Source organism: Streptomyces vietnamensis (assembly GCF_000830005.1).
Classification (GTDB): domain Bacteria; phylum Actinomycetota; class Actinomycetes; order Streptomycetales; family Streptomycetaceae; genus Streptomyces; species Streptomyces vietnamensis.
This window is the reverse complement of the sequence record NZ_CP010407.1, coordinates 1,514,495-1,535,085: the sequence shown is the minus strand read 5'-3', so window position 1 is coordinate 1,535,085 and position 20,591 is coordinate 1,514,495. Positions and strand designations below refer to the sequence as shown.

Annotated in this window: 14 protein-coding genes and 1 pseudogene; 13 read left to right on the top strand and 2 right to left on the bottom strand. The window is 72.1% G+C overall.

What is annotated here, in order from left to right:
* Positions 1-33: 33 nt before the first annotated feature.
* The 7 genes from ribH to SVTN_RS06575 all read left to right on the top strand — a co-directional run bounded on the left by ribH (position 34) and on the right by SVTN_RS06575 (position 6,244).
* Positions 34-519, top strand: a complete 486-nt coding sequence (gene ribH / locus SVTN_RS06605; protein ID WP_024760819.1) for a 6,7-dimethyl-8-ribityllumazine synthase — start codon at positions 34-36, stop codon at positions 517-519.
* 35 nt (positions 520-554) lie between these two features.
* Entirely contained in the window at positions 555-827 is a 273-nt protein-coding gene (locus SVTN_RS06600) for a phosphoribosyl-ATP diphosphatase (protein ID WP_030691288.1), read from the top strand.
* 55 nt (positions 828-882) lie between these two features.
* Positions 883-1,731, top strand: a complete 849-nt coding sequence (gene hisG / locus SVTN_RS06595) for an ATP phosphoribosyltransferase (RefSeq protein WP_041128203.1) — start codon at positions 883-885, stop codon at positions 1,729-1,731.
* Positions 1,732-1,835: 104 nt separating this feature from the next.
* Positions 1,836-2,288, top strand: a complete 453-nt coding sequence (locus tag SVTN_RS06590) for a PH domain-containing protein (RefSeq protein WP_041128202.1) — start codon at positions 1,836-1,838, stop codon at positions 2,286-2,288.
* Between the two features lie 242 nt (positions 2,289-2,530).
* Positions 2,531-3,970: a hemolysin family protein gene (locus SVTN_RS06585; RefSeq protein WP_052499008.1), complete on the top strand. Its 1,440-nt coding sequence runs from the start codon at positions 2,531-2,533 to the stop codon at positions 3,968-3,970.
* On the top strand, positions 3,967-5,031 hold the full coding sequence (locus SVTN_RS06580; RefSeq protein WP_041128201.1) for a hemolysin family protein: 1,065 nt from the start codon (positions 3,967-3,969) through the stop codon (positions 5,029-5,031). The genes SVTN_RS06585 and SVTN_RS06580 overlap by 4 nt, the downstream gene beginning before the upstream one ends.
* Before the next feature lie 85 nt (positions 5,032-5,116).
* On the top strand, positions 5,117-6,244 hold the full coding sequence (locus tag SVTN_RS06575; protein WP_041128200.1) for a CapA family protein: 1,128 nt from the start codon (positions 5,117-5,119) through the stop codon (positions 6,242-6,244).
* On the opposite strand, the gene SVTN_RS06570 is transcribed toward SVTN_RS06575, so the two are convergent.
* Positions 6,241-8,157: an AAA family ATPase gene (locus SVTN_RS06570; protein WP_041128199.1), complete on the bottom strand. Its 1,917-nt coding sequence runs from the start codon at positions 8,155-8,157 to the stop codon at positions 6,241-6,243. The two genes, SVTN_RS06575 and SVTN_RS06570, sit on opposite strands and share 4 nt — an antisense overlap.
* A gap of 330 nt (positions 8,158-8,487) precedes the next feature.
* Positions 8,488-9,117, bottom strand: coding sequence for a uridine kinase family protein (locus tag SVTN_RS06565; RefSeq protein WP_041128198.1), 630 nt, complete (start codon positions 9,115-9,117; stop codon positions 8,488-8,490).
* A 193-nt stretch (positions 9,118-9,310) separates the two neighbouring features.
* On the opposite strand from SVTN_RS06565, the gene SVTN_RS06560 reads away from it, so the two are divergent.
* From SVTN_RS06560 to SVTN_RS43670, 6 genes and pseudogenes are all read left to right on the top strand, one after another.
* Entirely contained in the window at positions 9,311-10,678 is a 1,368-nt protein-coding gene (locus SVTN_RS06560) for a peptidase C39 family protein (RefSeq protein ID WP_041128197.1), read from the top strand.
* A 744-nt stretch (positions 10,679-11,422) separates the two neighbouring features.
* The gene (locus tag SVTN_RS06555; protein ID WP_245727463.1) at positions 11,423-16,015 is read left to right on the top strand and encodes a ricin-type beta-trefoil lectin domain protein; all 4,593 of its coding nucleotides are present in this window, start codon (positions 11,423-11,425) and stop codon (positions 16,013-16,015) included.
* Entirely contained in the window at positions 16,008-16,430 is a 423-nt protein-coding gene (locus tag SVTN_RS06550) for a hypothetical protein (RefSeq protein WP_041128196.1), read from the top strand. The genes SVTN_RS06555 and SVTN_RS06550 overlap by 8 nt, the downstream gene beginning before the upstream one ends.
* A gap of 289 nt (positions 16,431-16,719) precedes the next feature.
* Positions 16,720-16,860: pseudogene (locus SVTN_RS44180) on the top strand (peptidase C39 family protein); the annotation flags it as partial.
* A gap of 93 nt (positions 16,861-16,953) precedes the next feature.
* Entirely contained in the window at positions 16,954-20,088 is a 3,135-nt protein-coding gene (locus SVTN_RS06545) for a DEAD/DEAH box helicase (RefSeq protein ID WP_245727461.1), read from the top strand.
* A 245-nt stretch (positions 20,089-20,333) separates the two neighbouring features.
* Positions 20,334-20,480: an SCO1431 family membrane protein gene (locus tag SVTN_RS43670; RefSeq protein ID WP_107072737.1), complete on the top strand. Its 147-nt coding sequence runs from the start codon at positions 20,334-20,336 to the stop codon at positions 20,478-20,480.
* The last annotated feature ends 111 nt before the right edge of the window (positions 20,481-20,591 follow it).

Below are 20,591 nucleotides of genomic sequence, written 5' to 3'. Positions count from 1 at the left end.
AATCCCGTACGCACGAAATCGGCTAGGAGAGACATGAGCGGCAAGGGCGCACCCGTCCTCAGCGTGAAGAACTGCGGCGACCTCCGGGTCGCGGTCATCGCGGCGCAGTGGCACGAGAAGATCATGGACGGACTCGTCGACGGCGCCCTGCGCGCCCTGAGCGAGCTCGGCATCGACGAGCCGACGCTCCTGCGCGTCCCCGGCAGCTTCGAGCTCCCGGTCGTGGCGAAGGTCCTCGCCGGGCGCGGATACGATGCCATCGTGGCACTCGGCGTCGTCATCCGCGGCGGAACACCGCACTTCGAGTACGTGTGCCAGGGCGTCACCCACGGCCTCACCCAGGTCTCGATCGACACCGGCGTACCCGTCGGATTCGGTGTCCTCACCGTCGACAACGAGGAGCAGGCGCTCGACCGGGCCGGTCTCGAAGGATCCTCCGAGGACAAGGGCCACGAAGCGGTCACCGCCGCCGTCGCCACCGCCACCACGCTGCGCACGGTCAGCGAACCCTGGCGCTGAGCGCGTGCCCCTTACCCCGTACTCTTAGGACCATCATGGCGAACAAAACCTTCGAAGAGCTCTTCTCCGAGCTCAAGCTCAAGGCAGAGACCGGCGACCCGGCCACCTCCCGCACGGCGGAGCTGGTGGGCAAGGGCGTCCATGCCATCGGCAAGAAGGTCGTCGAGGAGGCCGCCGAGGTCTGGATGGCCGCCGAGTACGAGGGCAAGGAAGCGGCCGCCGAGGAGATCTCGCAGCTGCTGTACCACGTCCAGGTGATGATGGTCGCCCGCGGGATCTCGCTCGACGACGTCTACGCCCACCTCTGAGCACGACCAAAGCCCACACCCTCCCCAAGACTCCCAGGCAAAGGAAGCTCACCCCATGCTGCGCATCGCCGTCCCCAACAAGGGTTCCCTCTCCGGACCTGCGTCGGCCATGCTCCATGAGGCCGGCTACCGCCAGCGCAAAGAGTCCAAGGAGCTCGTGGTCGTCGACCCCGAGAACGAGGTCGAGTTCTTCTACCTGCGGCCGAAGGACATCGCGATCTACGTCGCTTCCGGGAAGCTGGACATCGGCATCACCGGCCGTGACCTGCTCCTGGACTCCGGAGCCAGCGCCGAGGAGATCCTCCCGCTGAACTTCGGCCGCTCCACCTTCCGCTACGCCACCCGCCCGGGCACCGCGAGCGGCCCCGAGGACTTCGGCGGCATGACGATCGCCACCTCCTACGAGGGCATCGTCGCCAAGCACCTCGCCGACCAGGGCATCGACGCCTCCGTCGTCCACCTCGACGGCGCCGTCGAGACCGCGATCCAGCTGGGCGTCGCCCAGGTCATCGCGGACGTCGTGGAGACCGGCACCAGCCTGCGCAACGCGGGCCTGGAGGTCATCGGCGAGCCGATCCTGACCTCCGAGGCCGTCGTCATCCGCCGCCACGGCGCCTCCGACGACCACCCGCAGGTGCAGCAGTTCATGCGCCGCCTCCAGGGCGTCCTGGTCGCCCGCTCGTACGTGATGATGGACTACGACTGCCGGGCCGAGCACCTGGAGCAGGCCGTCGCCCTCACCCCGGGCCTGGAGTCGCCGACCGTCTCCCCGCTGCACAACGAGGGCTGGGTCGCCGTCCGCGCGATGGTCCCCGCCAAGGAGGCGCAGCGGATCATGGACGACCTGTACGAGATCGGCGCCCGCGCCATCCTCACCACCGCCATCCACGCCTGCCGCCTCTGACGGCCGCCGGCCCGCACGTCCCACCAGGCACCGTCCCGGCAGGCACTGTCCTGCCGGGCACCGTCTCACCAGGCACTGTCTCACCAGGCACTGAGGAACCACCGATGTCGCAGTCCACGACGCCCGCCCTCCCGGTCACCTTCCGTCCCGGGCGCACCCGGGCCGTCCTGCTGACCATGAGCGTCGCGATGTTCGTGGTCATCACCGGCGTCGCGATGATGCTGGAGCGCCTCGGACCGGGAGAGCGCGCCAGCTTCGTCTTCACCGCCGCGCTGCTGTCCGGGGTCCTGGTCCTGCTCAGCCGCCCCAAGGTCGTCGCCGACGACGAGGGCGTCACGGTCGTCAACATCACCAGGACCCGGCGGCTCGCCTGGGCGGAGATCCTCCGGGTCAACCTCCGCCCCGGCGACCCGTGGGTCTTCCTCGACCTGAGCGACGGCACCAGCCTGCCCGTGCTCGGCATCCAGCCCGGCATCGCCAAGGAATCGGCGATCCGCGACGCCCGCGCCCTGCGGGCCCTGGCCGAGAGCCACGGGACGGTCGCGGAGACCCGCTGAGACCCCCGGCCGTATCGGGGGAAACCCCGGTTCGTCCCCCATCCGGGGGCCGACCCCCTGCCACTGGGGGCGGTCACATGACTACTCTGGAGACGGTGGTGCCCAGCGGCACCACCGTCTCGCGTGTGCAGGGCCGCAGCCGCGGCCCGCGAGACCACCCTTCGACCCGAGGAGTGACTCCCTCCAGCAATGGACGGATCGTCCGGTAGTACCTGCGCCGCCCCCTCCCTGGAGGCGGCGGCATGATCGTCTCCCTTCTGCTGCTCGTCGCGGCCTTCCTCCTGATCCTCGCCAACGGCTTCTTCGTGGCCGCCGAGTTCGGTCTCGTGACCGTCGAGCGCGCCGAGGCCGAGCGGGCGGCGGCCGCCGGCGACCGGCGCGCGCGCACCGTCGTCACCGCGCTGCGCGAACTGTCCTTCCAGCTCTCCGGCACCCAGCTCGGCATCACGATCACCTCGCTGGTCGTCGGCATGCTCGCCGAGCCCGCGCTCGCCGGACTCCTACACGGGCCGCTCACCGCGACCGGACTGCCCGAAGGGGCCGTCTCCGGGGTCTCGGTGGTGATCGGCATGCTGCTCGCCTCCGCCGTCCAGATGGTGGTCGGCGAGCTCGTGCCGAAGAACTGGGCGGTCTCCCGGCCGCTCCAGGTCGCCCGCTTCGTCGCCACCCCGCAGCGCCGCTTCTCGGCGCTGTTCCGGCCGGTGATCTCCCTGCTCAACCGGGTCGCCAACAGCCTCGTACGGCTCCTGGGCGTCGAGCCCACCGAGGAGCTGGACTCGGTCCGCACCCCCGGCGAGCTCGTCTCGCTCGCCCGGCACTCGGCCCAGGCCGGCGCGCTCGAACAGGACACCGCCGACCTCTTCGTACGGACCCTGTCCCTCGGCGGCCTCACCGCCGAGCAGGTCATGACCCCGCGCGTGAAGGTGAGCGCCCTCCAGTGGGACGCCACCGCGGCCGACGTCCTCAACCTCACCCGGGCCACCGGCCTCTCGCGCTTCCCGGTCTACCGCGACCGCATCGACGAGATCGTCGGCATGGTCCACCTCAAGGACGCGCTCGCCGTCGCCCCGCACGCCCGCCTGCGCACCCCCGTCGGACGGATCGCGGTCCCGCCGCTCCTCGTCCCCGAGACGCTGCCCGCCCAGACGCTCCTGGAACGGCTGCGGCGGGAGCAGCCGATCGCGGTGGTCGTCGACGAGTACGGGGGCACGGCCGGCGTCGTCACCCTGGAGGACATCGTCGAGGAGCTCGTCGGCGAGGTCCGCGACGAGCACGACACCGCCGCCGACGGACGGCCCGAGCTGGCCGCGGCACCCGCCGAGGACGGCCGTCCCGCCTGGGAGGCCGACGGCTCCTGCCGGGTCCACACCCTGCGCCGGATAGGCCTCGACGTGCCCGACGGGCCGTACGAGACCGTCGCCGGACTCGTCGCCGACCTCCTCGGGCGCATCCCGGCCCCCGGGGACCGGGCCGAACTCCCCGGCTGGCGGCTCTCGGTGCGCCAGGTCGACCGCTACCGCGCCGAGCGGGTGCGGATCGTCCGTACGACCCCGGACCCGGCCGACGTGCCGGACCCGGAGGGCACGTCGGTCTCCGGCCCGGACGGCACTTCGGTCTCCGGCCCGGACGCGGCAGGCGCGCCCGCCGCTCCCGTGCCCGTCCCCGCGGAGGCGGTCCGATGAGCACCCTGCAACTCCTCTTCGCCGTCCTCCTGGTCCTCGCCAACGGCTTCTTCGTCGGGGCCGAGTTCGCCCTCGTCTCCGTCCGGCGCAGCCAGATCGAGCCGCTCGGGGGCGCCAGGGCCAAGCAGGTCCTGCACGGCCTGGAGAACCTGCCGCAGATGATGGCCGCCGCCCAGTTCGGCATCACCGTCTGCTCCCTGACGCTCGGCGCCGTCGCCGAGCCGACCGTCGCCCAGCTCCTCGAACCGGTCTTCCACGCGATCGGGGTCCCGGAGGGGCTGATCCACCCGCTCGGCTACGTCATCGCCCTCGCCGCGGTCGTCTTCCTCCACCTCGTCATCGGCGAGATGGTCCCGAAGAACCTGGCGATGGCCGACCCCGAGCGCACCGCCCTCTGGCTCGCCCCCGGCCTCGTCGGCTTCGCCCGGCTCTGCCGGCCGGTCACGGCCGCGCTCGGGGCCTGCGCCCACTTCGTCCTGCGGGCGTTCAAGGTCGAGCCGAAGGACGAGGTGGAAGCGGTCTTCACCAGCGCCCAGCTCGGCCGGCTCGTCGAGGACGCGGGCCAGGCGGGACTGCTCGACCCGGTCGAGCAGGAGCGCCTGGAGGACGCCCTCGAACTGGGCAGCCGCCCGGTGACGGACGTCCTGATCGCCCCCGCCTCCCTCGTCACGGTCCCGCCGTCGGTCACCCCGCGCGAGATCGAGGAGCTGACCGTACGGACCGGGTACTCCCGCTTCCCGGTCCGCGCCGAGGGCCGGGCGACCTTCATGGGCTTCGTGCACGTGAAGGACGTCCTGGACCTGGAGGAGCGGGAGCGGGCGGTCCCGCAGCGGCTGTGGCGCCCGATGGCGACGCTCCGCGCCGAGCTGCCGCTCGACGACGCCCTCACCGTGATGCGCCGTGCCGCCACGCATCTGGCGCAGGTCGCGGACGGCTCGGGCCGGGTCCTCGGCCTGGTCGCCCTGGAGGACGTCCTGGAGATGCTGGTGGGCGAGGTCCGCGACCCGGCGCACCGCGTACAGCCGCCGTCCGGACCCGGTCCGTCCACGGTACGGGTCTAGGGGACGGGCCCGTGACGTCCGCCATCGGGCAGGACGTCACGGGCCCGCACCGTGCCACCGTGCGGAAAGGTCCTAGCCTGGGAGCATGGGCGGCGGCGGTCTGACCGGACTGTTCCTCTGCGGAGACGTGATGCTCGGCCGGGGAATCGACCAGATCCTTCCCCATCCGCTGGATCCCGCCCTGCCCGAGCGGTACGTGCGGGACGCCCGCGACTACGTGGTCCTCGCCGAGGCGCGCTTCGGGCCCGTGCCCCGGCCGGTCGACCCCGCCTACCCCTGGGGCGAGGCGCTCCGGCTGATCGACGACGCCGGGCCGGACGCCCGCGTGGTCAATCTGGAGACCTCCGTCACCCACCACGACGTGCCGGTGCCCGGCAAGGCCGTCCACTACCGCATGTCTCCGGCCGATCTGCCCGCGCTCACCGCCGTCCACCCCGACGTGGTCGTCCTCGCCAACAACCACGTCCTCGACTACGGGCGGCGCGGCCTCGACGACACCCTCGACGCCCTCGCCGCCGCCGGGCTGCGCACCGCGGGCGCGGGGCGGGACGCCGAGGAGGCCGCCCGGCCCGCGGTGGTGCCGCTGCCGGGCGGACGCCGGCTGCTCGTCCACGCGCTCGGCCTGGCGTCCAGCGGGGTGCCCCCCGACTGGGCCGCCACCGATCGCGGGGGAGGGGTGCACTACGCCGAAGGGCCGTACGACGCGGCGGCGACCCGTCTTGCCGACCGGCTGCGCGCGGACCGGCGCCCCGGGGACCTGGTCGTCGTCTCGGTGCACTGGGGCTCCAACTGGGGCTACGCCCCCGAGCGTGCCCAGGTCGCCCTCGGGCACGCGCTCGTCGACGCGGGCGCCGACATCGTCCACGGGCACTCCTCGCACCACCCCCGGCCCCTGGAGGCGTACCGGGACAGGCTCGTCCTGCACGGGTGCGGCGACCTCGTCAACGACTACGAGGGGATCACCGGACAGGAGCAGTACCGCGACGACCTGCGGCTGCTGTACTTCGTCACCGTCCACGACGAGGACGGCACCCTGGCGGAGGTCCGGCTCGTACCGCTGCGCAGCCGACGCCTGCGGCTCGAACGGGCCCCGCGGCAGGACGCGCGATGGCTCCACGACGTGCTCGGCCGCGCCAGCCGCCCCTTCGGCATGCGGATCGACTCCGATCCCGAGGGGGAGACCCTCACGGCCCGGCCCCTGCGCAGGCCCTAGTACCCCGGCGGCTCCTGCTGCGGGCCGCGGTCGACCGGGCCGCGGCCCGACAGGACCTCGCCGTACGCCTGCATGAGGTCGGCGAGCCGGAGGGTCGCGAGGTCCTCCCGGGTCGGGCTCCCCGGGTATCCGGAGAGCCGCAGGTCCCGGTAGGCGCAGGACTTCTCGTACAGGGTGCGGAGGAAGCGGCCGTTGCCGAGCTCGTCGATCCAGCCCTGGTCGACGACATGCCCGCTGATCGAGCGGAGCTCGTCGAGCGCCTCCTCGTCCCAGCCGTCCCCGTTGGCCGCCGCGAGGACCTCGCCGATGGCGGTGAGCTCCAGCGGCCGGTACGAGGGGAAGTCGACCCGGGTGGTGAACCGGGAGGACAGACCGGGGTTGGTGCTGAGCAGCCGGTCCATGCCCTCGGGGTAGCCGGCCAGGATGACCACGAGGTGGTCCCGGTTGTCCTCGGCGCGCTTGAGGAGCACCTGGAGGGCCTCGTCGCCGTACGCGTCGCCCTTGCTGTAGCCGGTGTTGGAGAGCGCGTACGCCTCGTCCACGAACAGCACGCCGCCGACCGCCGAGTCGATCAGCTCGTTGGCCTTGACCGCCGTCTGACCCAGGAACTCGCCGACCATGTCGGCCCGTTGGGCCTCCACGAGGTGGTCGCCGCCGAGCAGCCCGAGGGCGTAGAAGACCCGTCCCAGGATCCGGGCGACCGTGGTCTTCCCGGTGCCCGAGGGGCCCGAGAAGACGAAATGGCGCTTCGGCGGCTGGACGGGAAGCCCCTGTCCGGCCCGGAGCCGGGCCATCTCCAGCTGCGCCGAGAGCGCCTTGACCTGCCGCTTGACCGGTTCGAGCCCGACCATGCCCTCCAGTTCGGCGAGCGCCTCCGCGAGGAGCACCGGATCGGTGGGTCCGGCCGGGAAGCGCGGCGGCACCGGCTGGCCGGGCAGCGGGGCCTTCTGCCGTACGGTCTCCGGCGGCGCCGCGGGGGCGGTCGGCGGCACCGGCTCGGGCGCCAGCCGCAGCCCGTCGCCGAGCCCGCCGGGGTCGGGTTCGGCGCCCGGCACGGTGTCGACCGCGTCCTGGCCGAGCCCCCCGCCGAGGGTGCCCATCGCGACCGTCGCGAGGCCCGGGTCGTCCACCCCGTCGTAGCCCTCGAACCCGTCGTACTCGGCGATCGCCGCGAGCCGGGCGGCGGTGTCCATGAACGCCGGGTCGATCCGGTGCACCGCCCGGTAGAGCGGCAGTGCGGCGGCGCTGCGCCCGGTGCCCTCGTGGGCCCGCGCGAGCCAGTAGCGCAGCTCCTTGCGCTGCGGCTGCTCGCTGCGGCACCGCATCAGCGAGGCCGAGAGGAGCGGCTCGGCCTGGCTGTACATCTCCAGGCGCACCCGGGCCATGCCGCCGAAGAGCCCGGCCTCGATGCCCAGCAGCGGGTCGTCGACGAGGGTCTCGGTGTGCCGGACGAGCTGGTCCCAGTCCTTGACGAGATAGGCGCGGCAGGCGTGCAGGAAGCGCACCTGCGGATCGGTGTCGACCGGGGGGAGGCCGGCGAGGGCGCGGTCGAGCTCCGGCACGTGGCGGCCGTCGAGCCAGTGGGAGGCGTGCGCGAGCAGCAGGTCGCGCGGGCTCTCCAGGACCGGCTGCACCCACCAGCCCAGCCAGTACCAGGAGTTCAGGGTGCGCCGGTACCGGGTCCGCTGCTCGCCGAAGCGCTCGCGGTTGCGGTACATGCGCAGCAGCGCGGTCGTGGTGTCGACCCGGAGCGCGTGCAGCCCGAGCCAGGCGTCCGCCATCCCGGGATCGATCCGTACCGCCGTCCGGAACTCGTCCTCCGCCTGCGGATACGCGCCCATCGTGTAGGCGTCGACTCCGCGCAGCCAGGCGAGCTCGGCCGGGGCCTGCGAGCCCTGCGTGCCGATGTCCATCGGGTCCCCCACAACCGTCATCGCATGGACGGGATTTGACCGCACCTGGGGGCATCGTACCTGCGCAGGGGGTGCGCGCTTAAGGAGAAGCGCATGATCCGGAATCGGTGACCCTGGGTGAGCATCAGGGGTGGATGAGGGCCTGGAGAAGGCCCGGAGGGGGCTCTTGGAGGGCTTCCGAGGGCAGAACGAAGCCCCCGATCACGGGGGAACAACCGGGGGCTTCGTGTCCGCGGCGGCTCCGAAAAGCCGCACATTCAGAACGTAAGACCTGTACGCCCCGTCGGTCAAGCGAAGTTGAGGGACTTGCGGAAGCGGACTTCCACCCCCTCAGATCACGGACATGAAGCCGTCACCGTGCGTGATGATCTGCTCCGTGCCCGCTGTCGCAGCCGGCCCGGGAAGCCAGTCGTATCCCTCCTCGCACTCCCGTACCAGGGTGTCGGCGAAGGGCCGGGAGGGGTCCTCGGCGAAATGGCGAGTCTCCGCCACGGTCCAGCCGTCCCAGAAGGAGGCCTGCTCCGGCCCGTCCCGCCGGCGCCCCCGCACCCAGGACTCCTCGGGCCCGCGCTCCATCCACAGCAGCCACGCCAGGAACGGCCGCACCATCCGCCGGCCGGCGCCCACGCCCTCGACGAGGATCACCGGGGCGGGGGGCAGCGCCCGCGCCTCCCCGAAGCGCCGCAGCCGCCAGTCGTACGGGCGGTAGGACGCGGTCTCGCCGCGCGAGAGCGGCTCCAGGACCTGCTCGCGCAGCCGCCCGGTCCACGCGAAGAGCTCCTCGTGCGTGGCGAGGTCGTCGAGGCGCAGGACGGGGGCGTCGCCGAGGGCGGCGGAGAGGCGGGCCGCGAGGGTGGACTTGCCGGAGCCCGCGTGGCCGTCGACCGCGACCAGCCGGACCGGTCCGCAGGAGGGCGGCAGCCGGAGCAGCGCGTGCGCGGCGCGGTCGAGGTCGTTCATGGCCCCAGGGTAGGGGAGCGGGAGACCGCCGCAGGTCAGGGAAGTGCCGCCGTCAGTGGTGGAGACCAATATTGGTACGGCGACGCGAGGCGAAGTGCTGGCGGAGGCCCCGCGGAAGCCGGGATAGTGGGCCCGCGCAGCCCCGCCACCGCAGTTCCGTACGCCCACCGTTCTCGACTGGGGGTCACCGCCCATGACCAACTCCACCCCGCGCAGAACCGTCCTCGCCGCAGCGCTCGCGGCCGCCGCGGGAACGGCCGCCGCCGGCCCCGCGACGGCTTCGGACCTGGGGGAGGCCGACTCCGCCGAGCGGGGCCACGCCCCCGCCGCCGGACTCGTCGACAACCGCTTCTGGTCCTCCTACACGGACTGGAGATGCGGCACAACGGCCGGTACGAAGGCGGTCCCCGGCCTCCGCCCCGGCCTGGTCCTCGCCACCCCCGCCGGGCGCGTCGACTACACCGACCCGCACACCGGCCGCACCTCCGCCTGGGAGTACGCGAGCTGGACCTCGCCCGTCCACACCCCGGCCGTGCCCGCCACCGAGGTCATCGCCTCCTGGAACGCCGAGACACCGCCCGGCACCTGGCTCCAGGTCGAACTCTCCGGCACGTACTCCGACGCCACCGCCACCCCCTGGTACGTGCTCGGCCGCTGGGCCTCCGGCGACGGTGACATCCGCCGCACGTCGGTCGACGACCAGACCGACGGCAGGAGCACGGTCTGGACCGACACCTTCTCGATCGACGACGCGGCGAGCGGCCTGCGGCTGAGCGCGTACCGCCTCCGCCTCACCCTCTACCGCACCCCGGGCAGCGACCTCACCCCGACGGTGTGGCGGCTCGGCGCCATGGCCTCGGACATCCCCGACCGCTTCACCGTCCCGGCCTCCGAGCCCGGCCCCGCCCACGAGCTGGCCGTCCCGCGCTACTCCCAGAACATCCACGTCGGCCAGTACCCCGAGTACGACAACGGCGGCGAGGCCTGGTGCAGCCCGACCTCCTCCCAGATGATCGTCGAGTACTGGGGGCGCCGCCCCACGGCCGAGCAGCTGGCCTGGGTGAACCCGGCCTTCGCCGACCCGCAGGTCTGCCACGCGGCCCGCTTCACCTACGACCACCAGTACCAGGGCTGCGGCAACTGGCCCTTCAACGCCGCCTACGCGGCCTCCTACCCCGGCATGAACGCCGTGGTCACCCGGCTCCGCTCGCTCACGGAGCTCGAAACCCTGGTCCGGGCCGGCATCCCGGCCATAACGTCCCAGTCCTTCCGCAAGGACGAGCTCACCGGAGCCGGGTACGGCACCTCGGGCCACCTGATGACCGTCATCGGCTTCACGGCGGACGGCGACGTCATCGCCAACGACCCCGCCTCCCCCAGCAACGAGGCCGTCCGCCGGGTCTACCGGCGGCGCGAATGGGAGAACATCTGGTTGAGGACAAAACGGTACGACGCGAACGGCAAGGTCAGAGGCGGTACGGGAGGTATCTGTTACATCTTCTGGCCGGTCAAGTCAGCACCAAGTCAGCACCGCGCGCTGCAGGCACTCGGCCTGTTGTGAGCATGTGCGGCCCGACGGTCGTCTCGACGACCTGACGGCAGCGCTCCCGGCCGGCTCACTCCTGGATTCAGCGCGGACCTCCTCGTCGTGGAGGGCGACCCGCTCGCCCCCTGCTACGTGCTGCACGTCTCCACCGCCCGTACGAAACTGGCGGAGCCTGTGTTGCGGGAGGTCCGCCAAAGCCAGGCGCAGCGACGTGGGCGAGGTGCGGGCTGTGGTGCTGCTCCTTGAGGAGGAGGTCACGACCGTGGACCCGGCCCCAAGGCTTCTGCTTCTGCCTCCTCGCCCAGTTCCTCTCGACGTACGACGTCGCCGTCACCGACGCCCGGTGTACGTGCGATCGGGAGCTCATCGAAGGCCGCCTGGATCAAGGACAACTTCCGGTCGATCTATGTCTGGTAGTCGTCGCGTGCGCATCTCCCCTTCACAGGCTTCGCACAGGCAACACCGCTTGCGAGCTTGACGATTGCGTGCGACACACCGCGAGGTCTCCGGCAATCGGTTTTCCGCTCCGTGTTCAGGGCACCAAGGCCGACACTTGCCGAGTCCTGGTTTTTCGGGGTTGAGTAGCGTCGCGCGCATCGGGGACTGACCATCCCGGCGTGACGCGCGTACGTCATCGGCGGTCGGGGGGACAGTGCCGCCACGGGGAAGGACGGCATCGTCGTGTCGCGACGCCGGCTCGCTGTGAACGTCACCCAGGTCACCCCTGCCTGCCCTCGTTCGCTGTGAAGAATGCTCTCCTTGCGGTTCAAACCGGGGTTGTTCAACTCTCGATCACGTTCGTCCACCACTCTCACCACCACCCTCACGTCCATCGCCGCCCTGGCCGTTCTCGGCGGTGTGGCCGTGCGGCCCGACCTGGCCGTGCAGAACACCGAGCCGGAGATGGCCGCGGTGGCCGACTCGTACGACGGCTACGACGTCAAAGCGGCCCAGCAGCTGCGTGAGGACCAGTGCGTCGCCATCGAAGCGCTGCGCATGGGCGGGCCCAACCTGTATGCCCTCGGGCAGAGTTCCCTCGTCCTTCCGCCCGATCAGCTTCATGTGAAGCTCAAGCGGGACATGTTCGACGACAAGACTCCGCTGCACGCGGCCCGTAACGCGGACAGCGCTCTCACGGACCAGTGGATCGACAAGATTCAGAAGCAGGGCTACGCGTGGTCCAGCGCCGCCGGCCTGGACTCCTATCCCAATGCGCCGCGGGATCCGGGCAAGATCTTTGAGAAGACCGGGCTGGGCCCGTGGCTGGACCAGGGGTACTGGGCCCCGCTCGACGTACTCAACCCCTTCTACGACTCATCGCCCACCGCCGACGACAAGACGAAGGCCGCCGCCCTCACCATCGGCGACGCCCTCTACACCGGCGGCGGGACGCCGGAAGAGAAGGAGGCGTGGGCGCTGTGGAAGAAGAACTCCGGGAAGGTCGAACCCAATCAGCCCTTCGTTCCCCGGGTGTTCGCCGATGACGCGCGCATCTTCCTCGCCTCCGGCGGCTTCCCCCGTACGGCCCCGGAGCCCGGCACTCCGGAGTTCCGGATCGCCGTCGAGGACCTGAAGGCCCGCTTCGGGGCCTGTGGCTGGCATGACCCGATCGACCCGAACAAGGTCCTCGGTAAGGAGGTGGCGCAGGCCTCGGCCGAGTGGCAGCAGGAGATCGCCGGCCAGGCCACGCAGCGGCAGCAGATCCTCACCGCTGGCAAGGACGCCACGAAGGCGCTGCAGGACGGCACCTACGCCCTCAGTCTGCTCCTCGGGCAGTCGTGGCTCGCCGACTACTACACCCGCTGGCAAGACCACTGGACCTCCGGTGGTGTGGGCTGGATCGGCAACGGCTACACGGTGATCGAGGTGCCTGGCGCGCCGGGCAAGTGCCTGGACGTCCAGGGCGGCGGCAAGACCAACGGAACGCCGGTCCAGATCCACACCTGCAACAACACCGCCGCGCAGAAGTGGCAGCTCGAAGGTGGCGAGGAGGATCTGCACCTCCGCAACGTCAACTCGTTCAAGTGCCTGGACGTGGCCGGGAACGCGTCGGCCAACGGTACGAAGATCCAGATCACGGACTGCTACAGCACCAAGGGCCAGTCATGGAAGGGCGACGTCCGCGCCGCCTCGCTTCTGAAGAGCCTGACCACGGGCAAGTGCCTGGACCTGAGCGCGTTCACCCTCGGTACGGACGCGCGGCTGTGGGACTGCAAGGGCACCAGCGCGCAGAAGTACCTGATCAAGCCGACCGGGGAGAAGGGCGCCGGCAGCACCCCCTACCCGGTCAAGGCACAGTTTGACGCGGCAAAGAAGGGCCTTGCCGACGCCCAGGCAGCCGCGAAGACGTACCTGGCCACGGTCAAGGCCCAGCTGGAGAATGCCAAGAAGTCGGCCGTCTCCTCCGATGCAGCCGTGCAGGCTGCGTACGACATCGCGGACGTCGCCGGCGCCCCGCGTGGCCGCGGTCTCCTGGTCGGTCAGCAGAAGGCGCAGGTCACCAAGGGAGCCGTCGCCGCGCTGACGGCGATGGTGAAGGCCGGTGAGACCGCCGAGGCTGCCACCCGGGCAGCTGCGGGCGACAGCGCGACTATCGCGCAGCGCGCCATTGCACAGACCGCGCAAGCCAGCGCCGAGTTCCGCAAGGAAGCCGCGCACACCGCCGAACTGCAGGCGAAGGCGGCGGCCGACGCGGCCAAGCTGCACCGTGACAACGCCAAGAAGGAAAAGGAGACGGCGGAGGCGAAGCTCACCGTCGCCCTCAAGGCTGAGGGCGACGCCAAGGCGGCCGCCGCCGACGCGCACGCGAAGCGTCTTGCGGCCGAGTCCGAGGAGGCAAAGGCGAAGGCGGAGAAGGACACCGCCGCCGTCAAGCAGAACGAGGCCGCCCAGCACAAGAAGACGGCCCAGACCGAAGCGGCGAACGCCCAGGAGGCCAAGGGGAAGGCGGAGGCCGACGAGAAGACCGCGTTCGCGCGTAGGAACGACGCGGTCAAGGCGCGCGACGACGCCAAGGCCAAGCGGGACGACGCCTGGGACGCCGAGCAGAAGGCCGAAGCCACCCGCGCCAAGGCCGACGCGAAGGAGGCCTACGCGCGCTCCCTGGACGCCGGCGCCGACGCCGACGCCGCCCGTGCCGCCGCGGACGCGGCGAACCGGCACGCGAACGACGCCGAGGCCGCCGCGGGCCGGGCCCGTACCGCTGCGGACGCGGCGACCCGGGCGGCGGCTGAGGCGGACGCCGCGGCCACCCGCGCCGAAGCGGCCGCCAAGCGGTCCCGCGCTGACGCGGACGCCGCCCAAGCCGCCAAGCTGAAGGCCGACGCCGCGGTGAAGACCGCGACCAGCGCCGCCGCCGACGCCATTGAGGCCTCCCAGTCCGCCGCAGAGGAGGCTCGGACCGCTGTCAGGCTGGCGGATGAGGCGGAGAAGCTGGCCAAGACCGCCAAGACCCAGGCGGACGAGGCCAACAAGGAGGCCGTCAAGGCCATCGCCGCCGCCGCGAAGGCTGCCGGCTTCGCGCACGTCACCGCCCAGGCCGCCGTGGACGCGGGCAACGCCGCCGTTCAGGTCGCCAAGCCCGCCAACGACGCGATCCAGCTCGGCTCGCCGTACGCCGCCACCGACTCCGCCGCCGGCCTGGTCGTGCTGACCGGGCAGGCGTCCAAGTCGATCGCCGAGCAGCAGAAGGCCGTCGCCGACGCCCACGCCCAGAACGCGCAGGCGGAGGCCGCGGCCGCCAAGAGCATCGCCGACCAGGCGTCCGGCGACGCGAAGCTCGCCTACCAGTACGCGGCCAACGCTGCCGGACACGCGGCGACCGCCCGCGGATACTCCAAGGAGGCCCTCGGCTACGCGGCCGACGCCGCCGCGTCCGCCGCGAAGGCCGCGGCGTCGCTGGCCCGCACCGTCGAGTACGACCGCAAGGCCGCCGAGGACGCCGCCGCAGCCGACAAGGCCGCGGGGCGCGCCGAAGGCTACGCCAGGACGGCCCGCGACTCCGCCGACCAGGCCGCCCTCGACGCCCAGGCCGCCCGCGAGGCCGCCACCGCGGCCGAGCAGTCCGCCAAGGACGCGCGAGCGGCGGCTGACCGCGCTGCTGCTGCCACCGAGGCCGAACAGGCTGCCAAGGACGCCGCCGCATACGCCAAGGAGGCCCAGGAGGCGGCCGACAGGGCCGAGAAGGCCGCGAAGACAAAGCAGATCGGCACAGGAACCGTCGTCGACGAGCAGGGCGGCTCCATCGGCAACATGTTCTACGTCGTCGACCACATCGAGAACATCGGTGACCCGCAGACCGTGCGGAAGACGGAGGGCTGCGACGGCTGGATCGACAAGCTCGCCTATACGGGCAACTGCACGATCACGGTGAAGATCCGGTTCAAGGCCGTCCTCGACCTCTACCTGTGCTCGACGCCGGAGCTGAACCCCTCGAAGGCCACGTGCCCCGCCGACGCGACCGTGTACCTGGGCGAGTACCCCACCAAGGAACTGTCCCAGGAGGTCACGCACAACATCACGATCGCCGAATACCAGGCGAACGTCGACCCGGTGGACATCCTCTTCGGGGGCTGGATCAGGTGCGCCCAGAAGATCGCCCCCGGCGGTGAGGACGGAAGCTGGGGCGGCTGCGGCTGGGCCGCCCTGGACGTCGTGACCCTGTTCGCGGGCAAGGCCCTCAGGCCCATCGCGGACGCCGTGATGGCGGTGGACGCCGCCGCGAGGACGGGCATCGCCTTCGCCGACGCCTACAAGGCCCTGCGGGCCCTCGGCCTGAGTGAAGAGATTGTCTTCCGTATCGGGGTCAAGGGCCTCGACGAGTACATCAGGACCTGCACCAAGGTCCGCGCACCACTGGCCGCACGGGCGTCCGCGTCGGCCGCCGTCGAGGGGTGCCCCACGGGGCTGGTCCGTTACAACGGTGACGAGATGAGCCGACTGGCATACCAGTTCAGGGTGGAGTCCGGCTACTTCGACGCGGATCACAACGTTGCCGTCGCGAAGGTGCCGGGGTGGAACGACGCCAAGACCGGTGACTACGTGATCGGCAACAGCGGTTTCAACGGACACTCGGAGACGGTGATCCTTGAGAAGTTGAAGGCAAAGGGGTTTGATCCCACCCAGATCACCGCTCTGTACACCGAGCGGCAGCCCTGCCCGGCGTGTGGCTCCGCCCTGTCCGGTGCTCTCAAAGAGGGCACACCCGTCACCTGGTCCGTCCCCTACCACCCCGACTACTGGCGTGAGGCGAAGGATCTGCTCGCCACCTACGTCAAGAGGGCCGGTGGAATGCGCCTGGCGCGCTCCGCAGTGGACGGCCGGAAGGCCGAGGAACGAGAAGCACATGAATAATCCGAGGTTCGACCTCCCTCCCCAAGCCCCACCCGAAGTCATCGCCGAGTGGAACGAGCTGGCTGCTCAGGTCTGCCGTGAACTGGCCCGGGCCGGACTTCCCGCCCGCAGAGCCGACCTCGACGGTGGCTCGCTGGACAGGCCCGGTGCGGACGTCCACGTGGACCGGATTCTCGAAGGCGGGGTGTACGTGGACTGGCGGACGGACGCGGATTTGCGGACCGCTGCCATCGAGCTCTTCGAGAAGGGGATCGACTACGCGGATCCGCCTCCGGTCGTGCGCCACCACCGGGATATTCACAAGATCATGCAGGGCGCCCTGCTGGGAATCCTCGCCTCGGCCGGATTCCAGGTCGAGAAACCGGATCCGCACGCGCACGGAAGTGCGGTGTACGTGAAGGGTTTCCGACCCTGATCCAGTTCGCGTCGGGCCCGACGGCCTGAAGCAACGGAGACCCCCGCCGGGCGACCCCGGCGGGGGTTTCTTCGTCGTCCTTGCTCGACCATCCAGGCTCCCGCGAGGGCCCCGGAGTCAGCACCGATCCAGCACGACGCACCCGAACGGACCGGAACGGACGCCAGCGGAAGTCAGCACCAGATCAGCACCAGCGCGTTCGCGCTCGATTTGCCTCGCCCGGTCCGTGCCTCTGACCTGCATGTTTGTGCAGGAGGGCGCCGCGTGGTAGGCGGTGCCCTTCCATTTGGAGAACATCTGGCTCCGCACCAAGCGCTACGACGCGAACGGCAAGGTCAGAAGCGGTACGGGCGGAGTCTGCTACCTCTACTGGCCCACCGAGCCGGGACCGGGCCGGCAGCGCGTGCTGCAGGAGCTCGGCCTGGTGTGAGCATGCGCGGGCAGGCGGGGCGGCAGCCGCTAGATCGGGGGAAAGGCTGAGAACCGCCTGCGCGCGATGATCATGGAGTGGCACAGTCGGACCATGCGCAGTGACGAGGCCGACGTACAGGGATCTGTCATCGAGCTGGCACAGGAGCGGTGGGGGGTCACACCGACCGGGGAGTTCCCGGCACGGTTCGCGGAGCCGGGCTGGAGCCATGCGGAGACCGTCGACCGTCGCTGCCCCGCGTGCGGCGGCGAACTCCACGCCCTGCGCAGACCGTACGAGTCCCAGGGCCGCACCTACCAGTACACGGCGCTCGTCTGCCCCGCCTGTCCCACCGCCTTCACCCTCGCCGATCTCGGGGTGAAGCGGTACGACCAGCTGACCGACGCCGTGCCCCGCCAAGGCGGACGGGCGGCCCGTGCCCGTCCGGCCCCCACCGTGACCGCCGTCGTCAAGGTCCCGGCGCAGCCGCGTCCGGGCCGTGGTCCGGCGTGGCCCGAGGACCTGGTCGTGCCCGACGCGACCGAGCAGCGCGCCTTGTCGTGGTGCAAGGTCGCCGATCCCACGTGGCGTCCGGCCGACGCGGTGCTCGCGGCGGCCGAGGACGTACGGGTGATCCTCCCCGAAGGACCGGAGTACGAGGAGCTGCGGACGCGGCTGAAGGAGCGGGACGTCCCGTACCGCGTCAGCCGGTACTGGGAGGAGGCCGGGGAGGTCGGCACCGTCAGCGACACCGGCGGCCGTACGGAGCTGGTCGCGGCCGGTCCGGACGGCGCGGCCCCCGCCGCCGGACCCTGGGCGGCGGCGGCCCGGGATGCCTTCGCCGCCCAGTGGGACGCGCTGGAGGAGCTGCCGGACGGTGACGGCGACGCGTACGTGCCCGTCGGCGAGCTGGTGCCGGCCGACTGGGCCGCTCTCCTTCCGCACCCGTCGTTCAACCCGGTGCAGGCCGCCGCCGTCCCGGTGGTCCTCGAAGGCACCGGGCATCTGGTCGTCGTCGCGCCGACGGGGGCGGGAAAGACCCCGATCGGGATGGTCGCGGCGCTTGAGGCGCATGCCCGCGGACGCAAGGCGGCCTGGCTGGTGCCGCAGCGCTCGCTCACCGACGAACTCGACCGCGAGCTCCAGCTGTGGCGGAGCCGTGGGCTGCGGGTGGTGCGCCTGACCGGTGAGGCCGCGGTGGACACGGAGCTGATCCGGTCGGCCGACGTGTGGGTGGCCACCACCGAGAAGTTCGAGGCGATCTGCCGCGCGGGCTCGCTGCGGGACGCGCTCGCGGAGGTCGGCTGCCTGGTCGTCGACGAGATCCATCTGCTCGGCGACCCGACGCGCGGGGCCGTACTGGAAGCGCTCCTCGCCCGCGTACGGGAGGACAGCGCGGCCACCCGGATCGTCGGCCTGTCCGCGACCGTCGCCAACGCGGACGAGGTCGCCGAGTGGCTGGGCGCCCGCCTGGTCCGCACCACCTGGCGGCCCACCCGGCTCACCTGGCAACTGCCCCTCCTGCCCCCGGTCGACGAGGCAGACCGGGCGGCGCGTGCCGCCGTCCGCACCGGGGCCGCCGTACGCATCGCCCGGCAGGTCACCGCGGACGGCGGCAGCGTCCTCGTCTTCTGCGGCAGCAAGCGCAGGGTCCGGGCCACGGCGCTCGCGCTGGCCGCCGACCGGGGCGTGCCGACCGCGGGCGTGGACGCGGACGACGCCGAACTCGTCGAGCGGCTCTGCACCAAGGCCGGCGTACGGCTGCACTACCGGGACTGGCCCTACAAGCGGGAGGCCGAGCAGGCCTTCCGGGCCCGTGAGGCGGAGATCCTGGTCGCCACCTCCACGGTGGCCGCCGGCGTCAACCTCCCCGCCCGCGCGGTGATCGTCTGCGACACGACCCTCGGCCTGGACCGCGTCGAGGTGTCGATGGTCCAGCAGATGTTCGGACGGGCCGGGCGCATCGGCGCCGGAGAGCGCGAGGGCTGGGCGTTCCTGCTCACCGACCCGGCGGAACGGGCGCACTGGCAGGCCCGGCTGGCCGCCGGATACACCGTACGGTCGCGTCTGGACGAGCACCTGGCCGACCACCTCCTCGCCGAGGCCGTGCAGGAGCGCCTTTCGACCCTGGAGGGGGCGGAGACCTGGTGGGCCGGGACCTTCGCCGCGTACCAGGGCCACGACAGCGTCGAACCCCTGCACGAGGCGGCGCAGTTCCTCGCCGAGGTGGGCTGTCTGCGCCCCGCCGCCGACGAGGACCGTCTGGAGCCCACCCCGCTGGGCCGGCTGACCAGCCGCTTCATGGTCGACGCCACGATCGCCGACGACCTGGCGACGGCGCTGCGGCAGGCCCCGGTACCCGAAGACCCGCTCGCCGCCGAGCAGTTGCTCGCGGCCCTGCTCAGCACCCGCCTCCCCGTACTCGAACAGGCACCCTTCACCGAGCGGGCGAAGTCCGCCCTGCGCCGGGTCCTGCGCGAGACCGAGCGCACGGACGACGAACCGGACGATCCCTGGGGCCTCGGCCCGGCGGAGGAACCGGCGCAGGCCGACGACGAGCAGCGGCCCCAGGCCGGTGACCTGGCCCGCGCGGTCCTGCTGCTCGCGGCGACCCGGCCGAACCTCTTCCGCGGCCGCCCCGCGTACGTCCTCGGCATCCCCGTGGAATCCATGACCGGCATCCTGGAGGAAGGCCGGCGCTACCTGGCCTGGCTCGGCGCGCAGGGCCCCCTCGGCACGGTCCACCCCTGGGTGGCCGTCGTCGCCGGCGACCTCGCGCTGCGCATCCGCTGGCGGACCCTGGGAGTCCGCCGAGGGGCCGGACGCCTCCTCTGGATGTGCGAGCGCATGGCCACGGCCCCGCTCGCGCCCGGCCTCGTCCCGCGCCTGTGGAACGCGGCCCGGGCCCGCGGCATCGACGCGCCCGACTGGAACGGCCCGACGCCGCCGGGCGACTGCGCCCTCACCCCGGACCGCTACCGCGCGCTCCTCGCGGAACGCGCCACCGGCGCCCGCCTCACCCTCCAGGACGGCACGGTCCGGGTGTGGGCCCCGCCGGGAGCCGTGATCCGCCTGTGGAACGGTGCGACCACCGCCCTGCACCTCGCCGACGCCGAGGAGACCACGCTGCTCCTGCCGCCCGCCGACCCGGCCGACCCGGCGGCGGGGCGCTGCGGCGCCGCCGTCTTCACCCGCGGTGACCGACTGGCGGCAGGCTGGCTGGAAGCGTACGCGGCCCTGCGGGCCTGACCCGTTCGGAAGCCGACGCCTGCCCGGGGACCGCTCTCCGGCGCAACGCCGGAGAGCGGTCCCCGGGGCGAGGCGCGGCGGCCCTGGATCGAGACGCGGCGGTTCCGGATCGAGAGGTGGTGGTCCCGGACCGAGGCATGGCCGTCCCGACCGAGGCGCGCCGGTCCCGAACCGAGGCGCGCCGGTCCCGGGGACGTGACCGGCGTCCTACCCCGGGGACGGTCCCGTGGCGCAAGGTGGTGGCCATGACCTCCACCACCCACTCCCGTCTCCTCGTCCGCGCCCGCACGGGCGGCCCCCGCGAGGACGGCCCCGAGATCCTGGAGCACGTCCTCGGCTGGACCCTGGTCGTCCTGCTCGCCGTCCTCGTCACCCGGGCGGGTCTCATGTGACGTGAGGCCGGTCGACCGGCAACCGTGTGGATCCCCGGTGGCCGCGTGATCCTCCGGTACGGAACGGGCATACTCCCCCCGATCGCCGCGCCCCGCGCGCCCGGCAGGGAG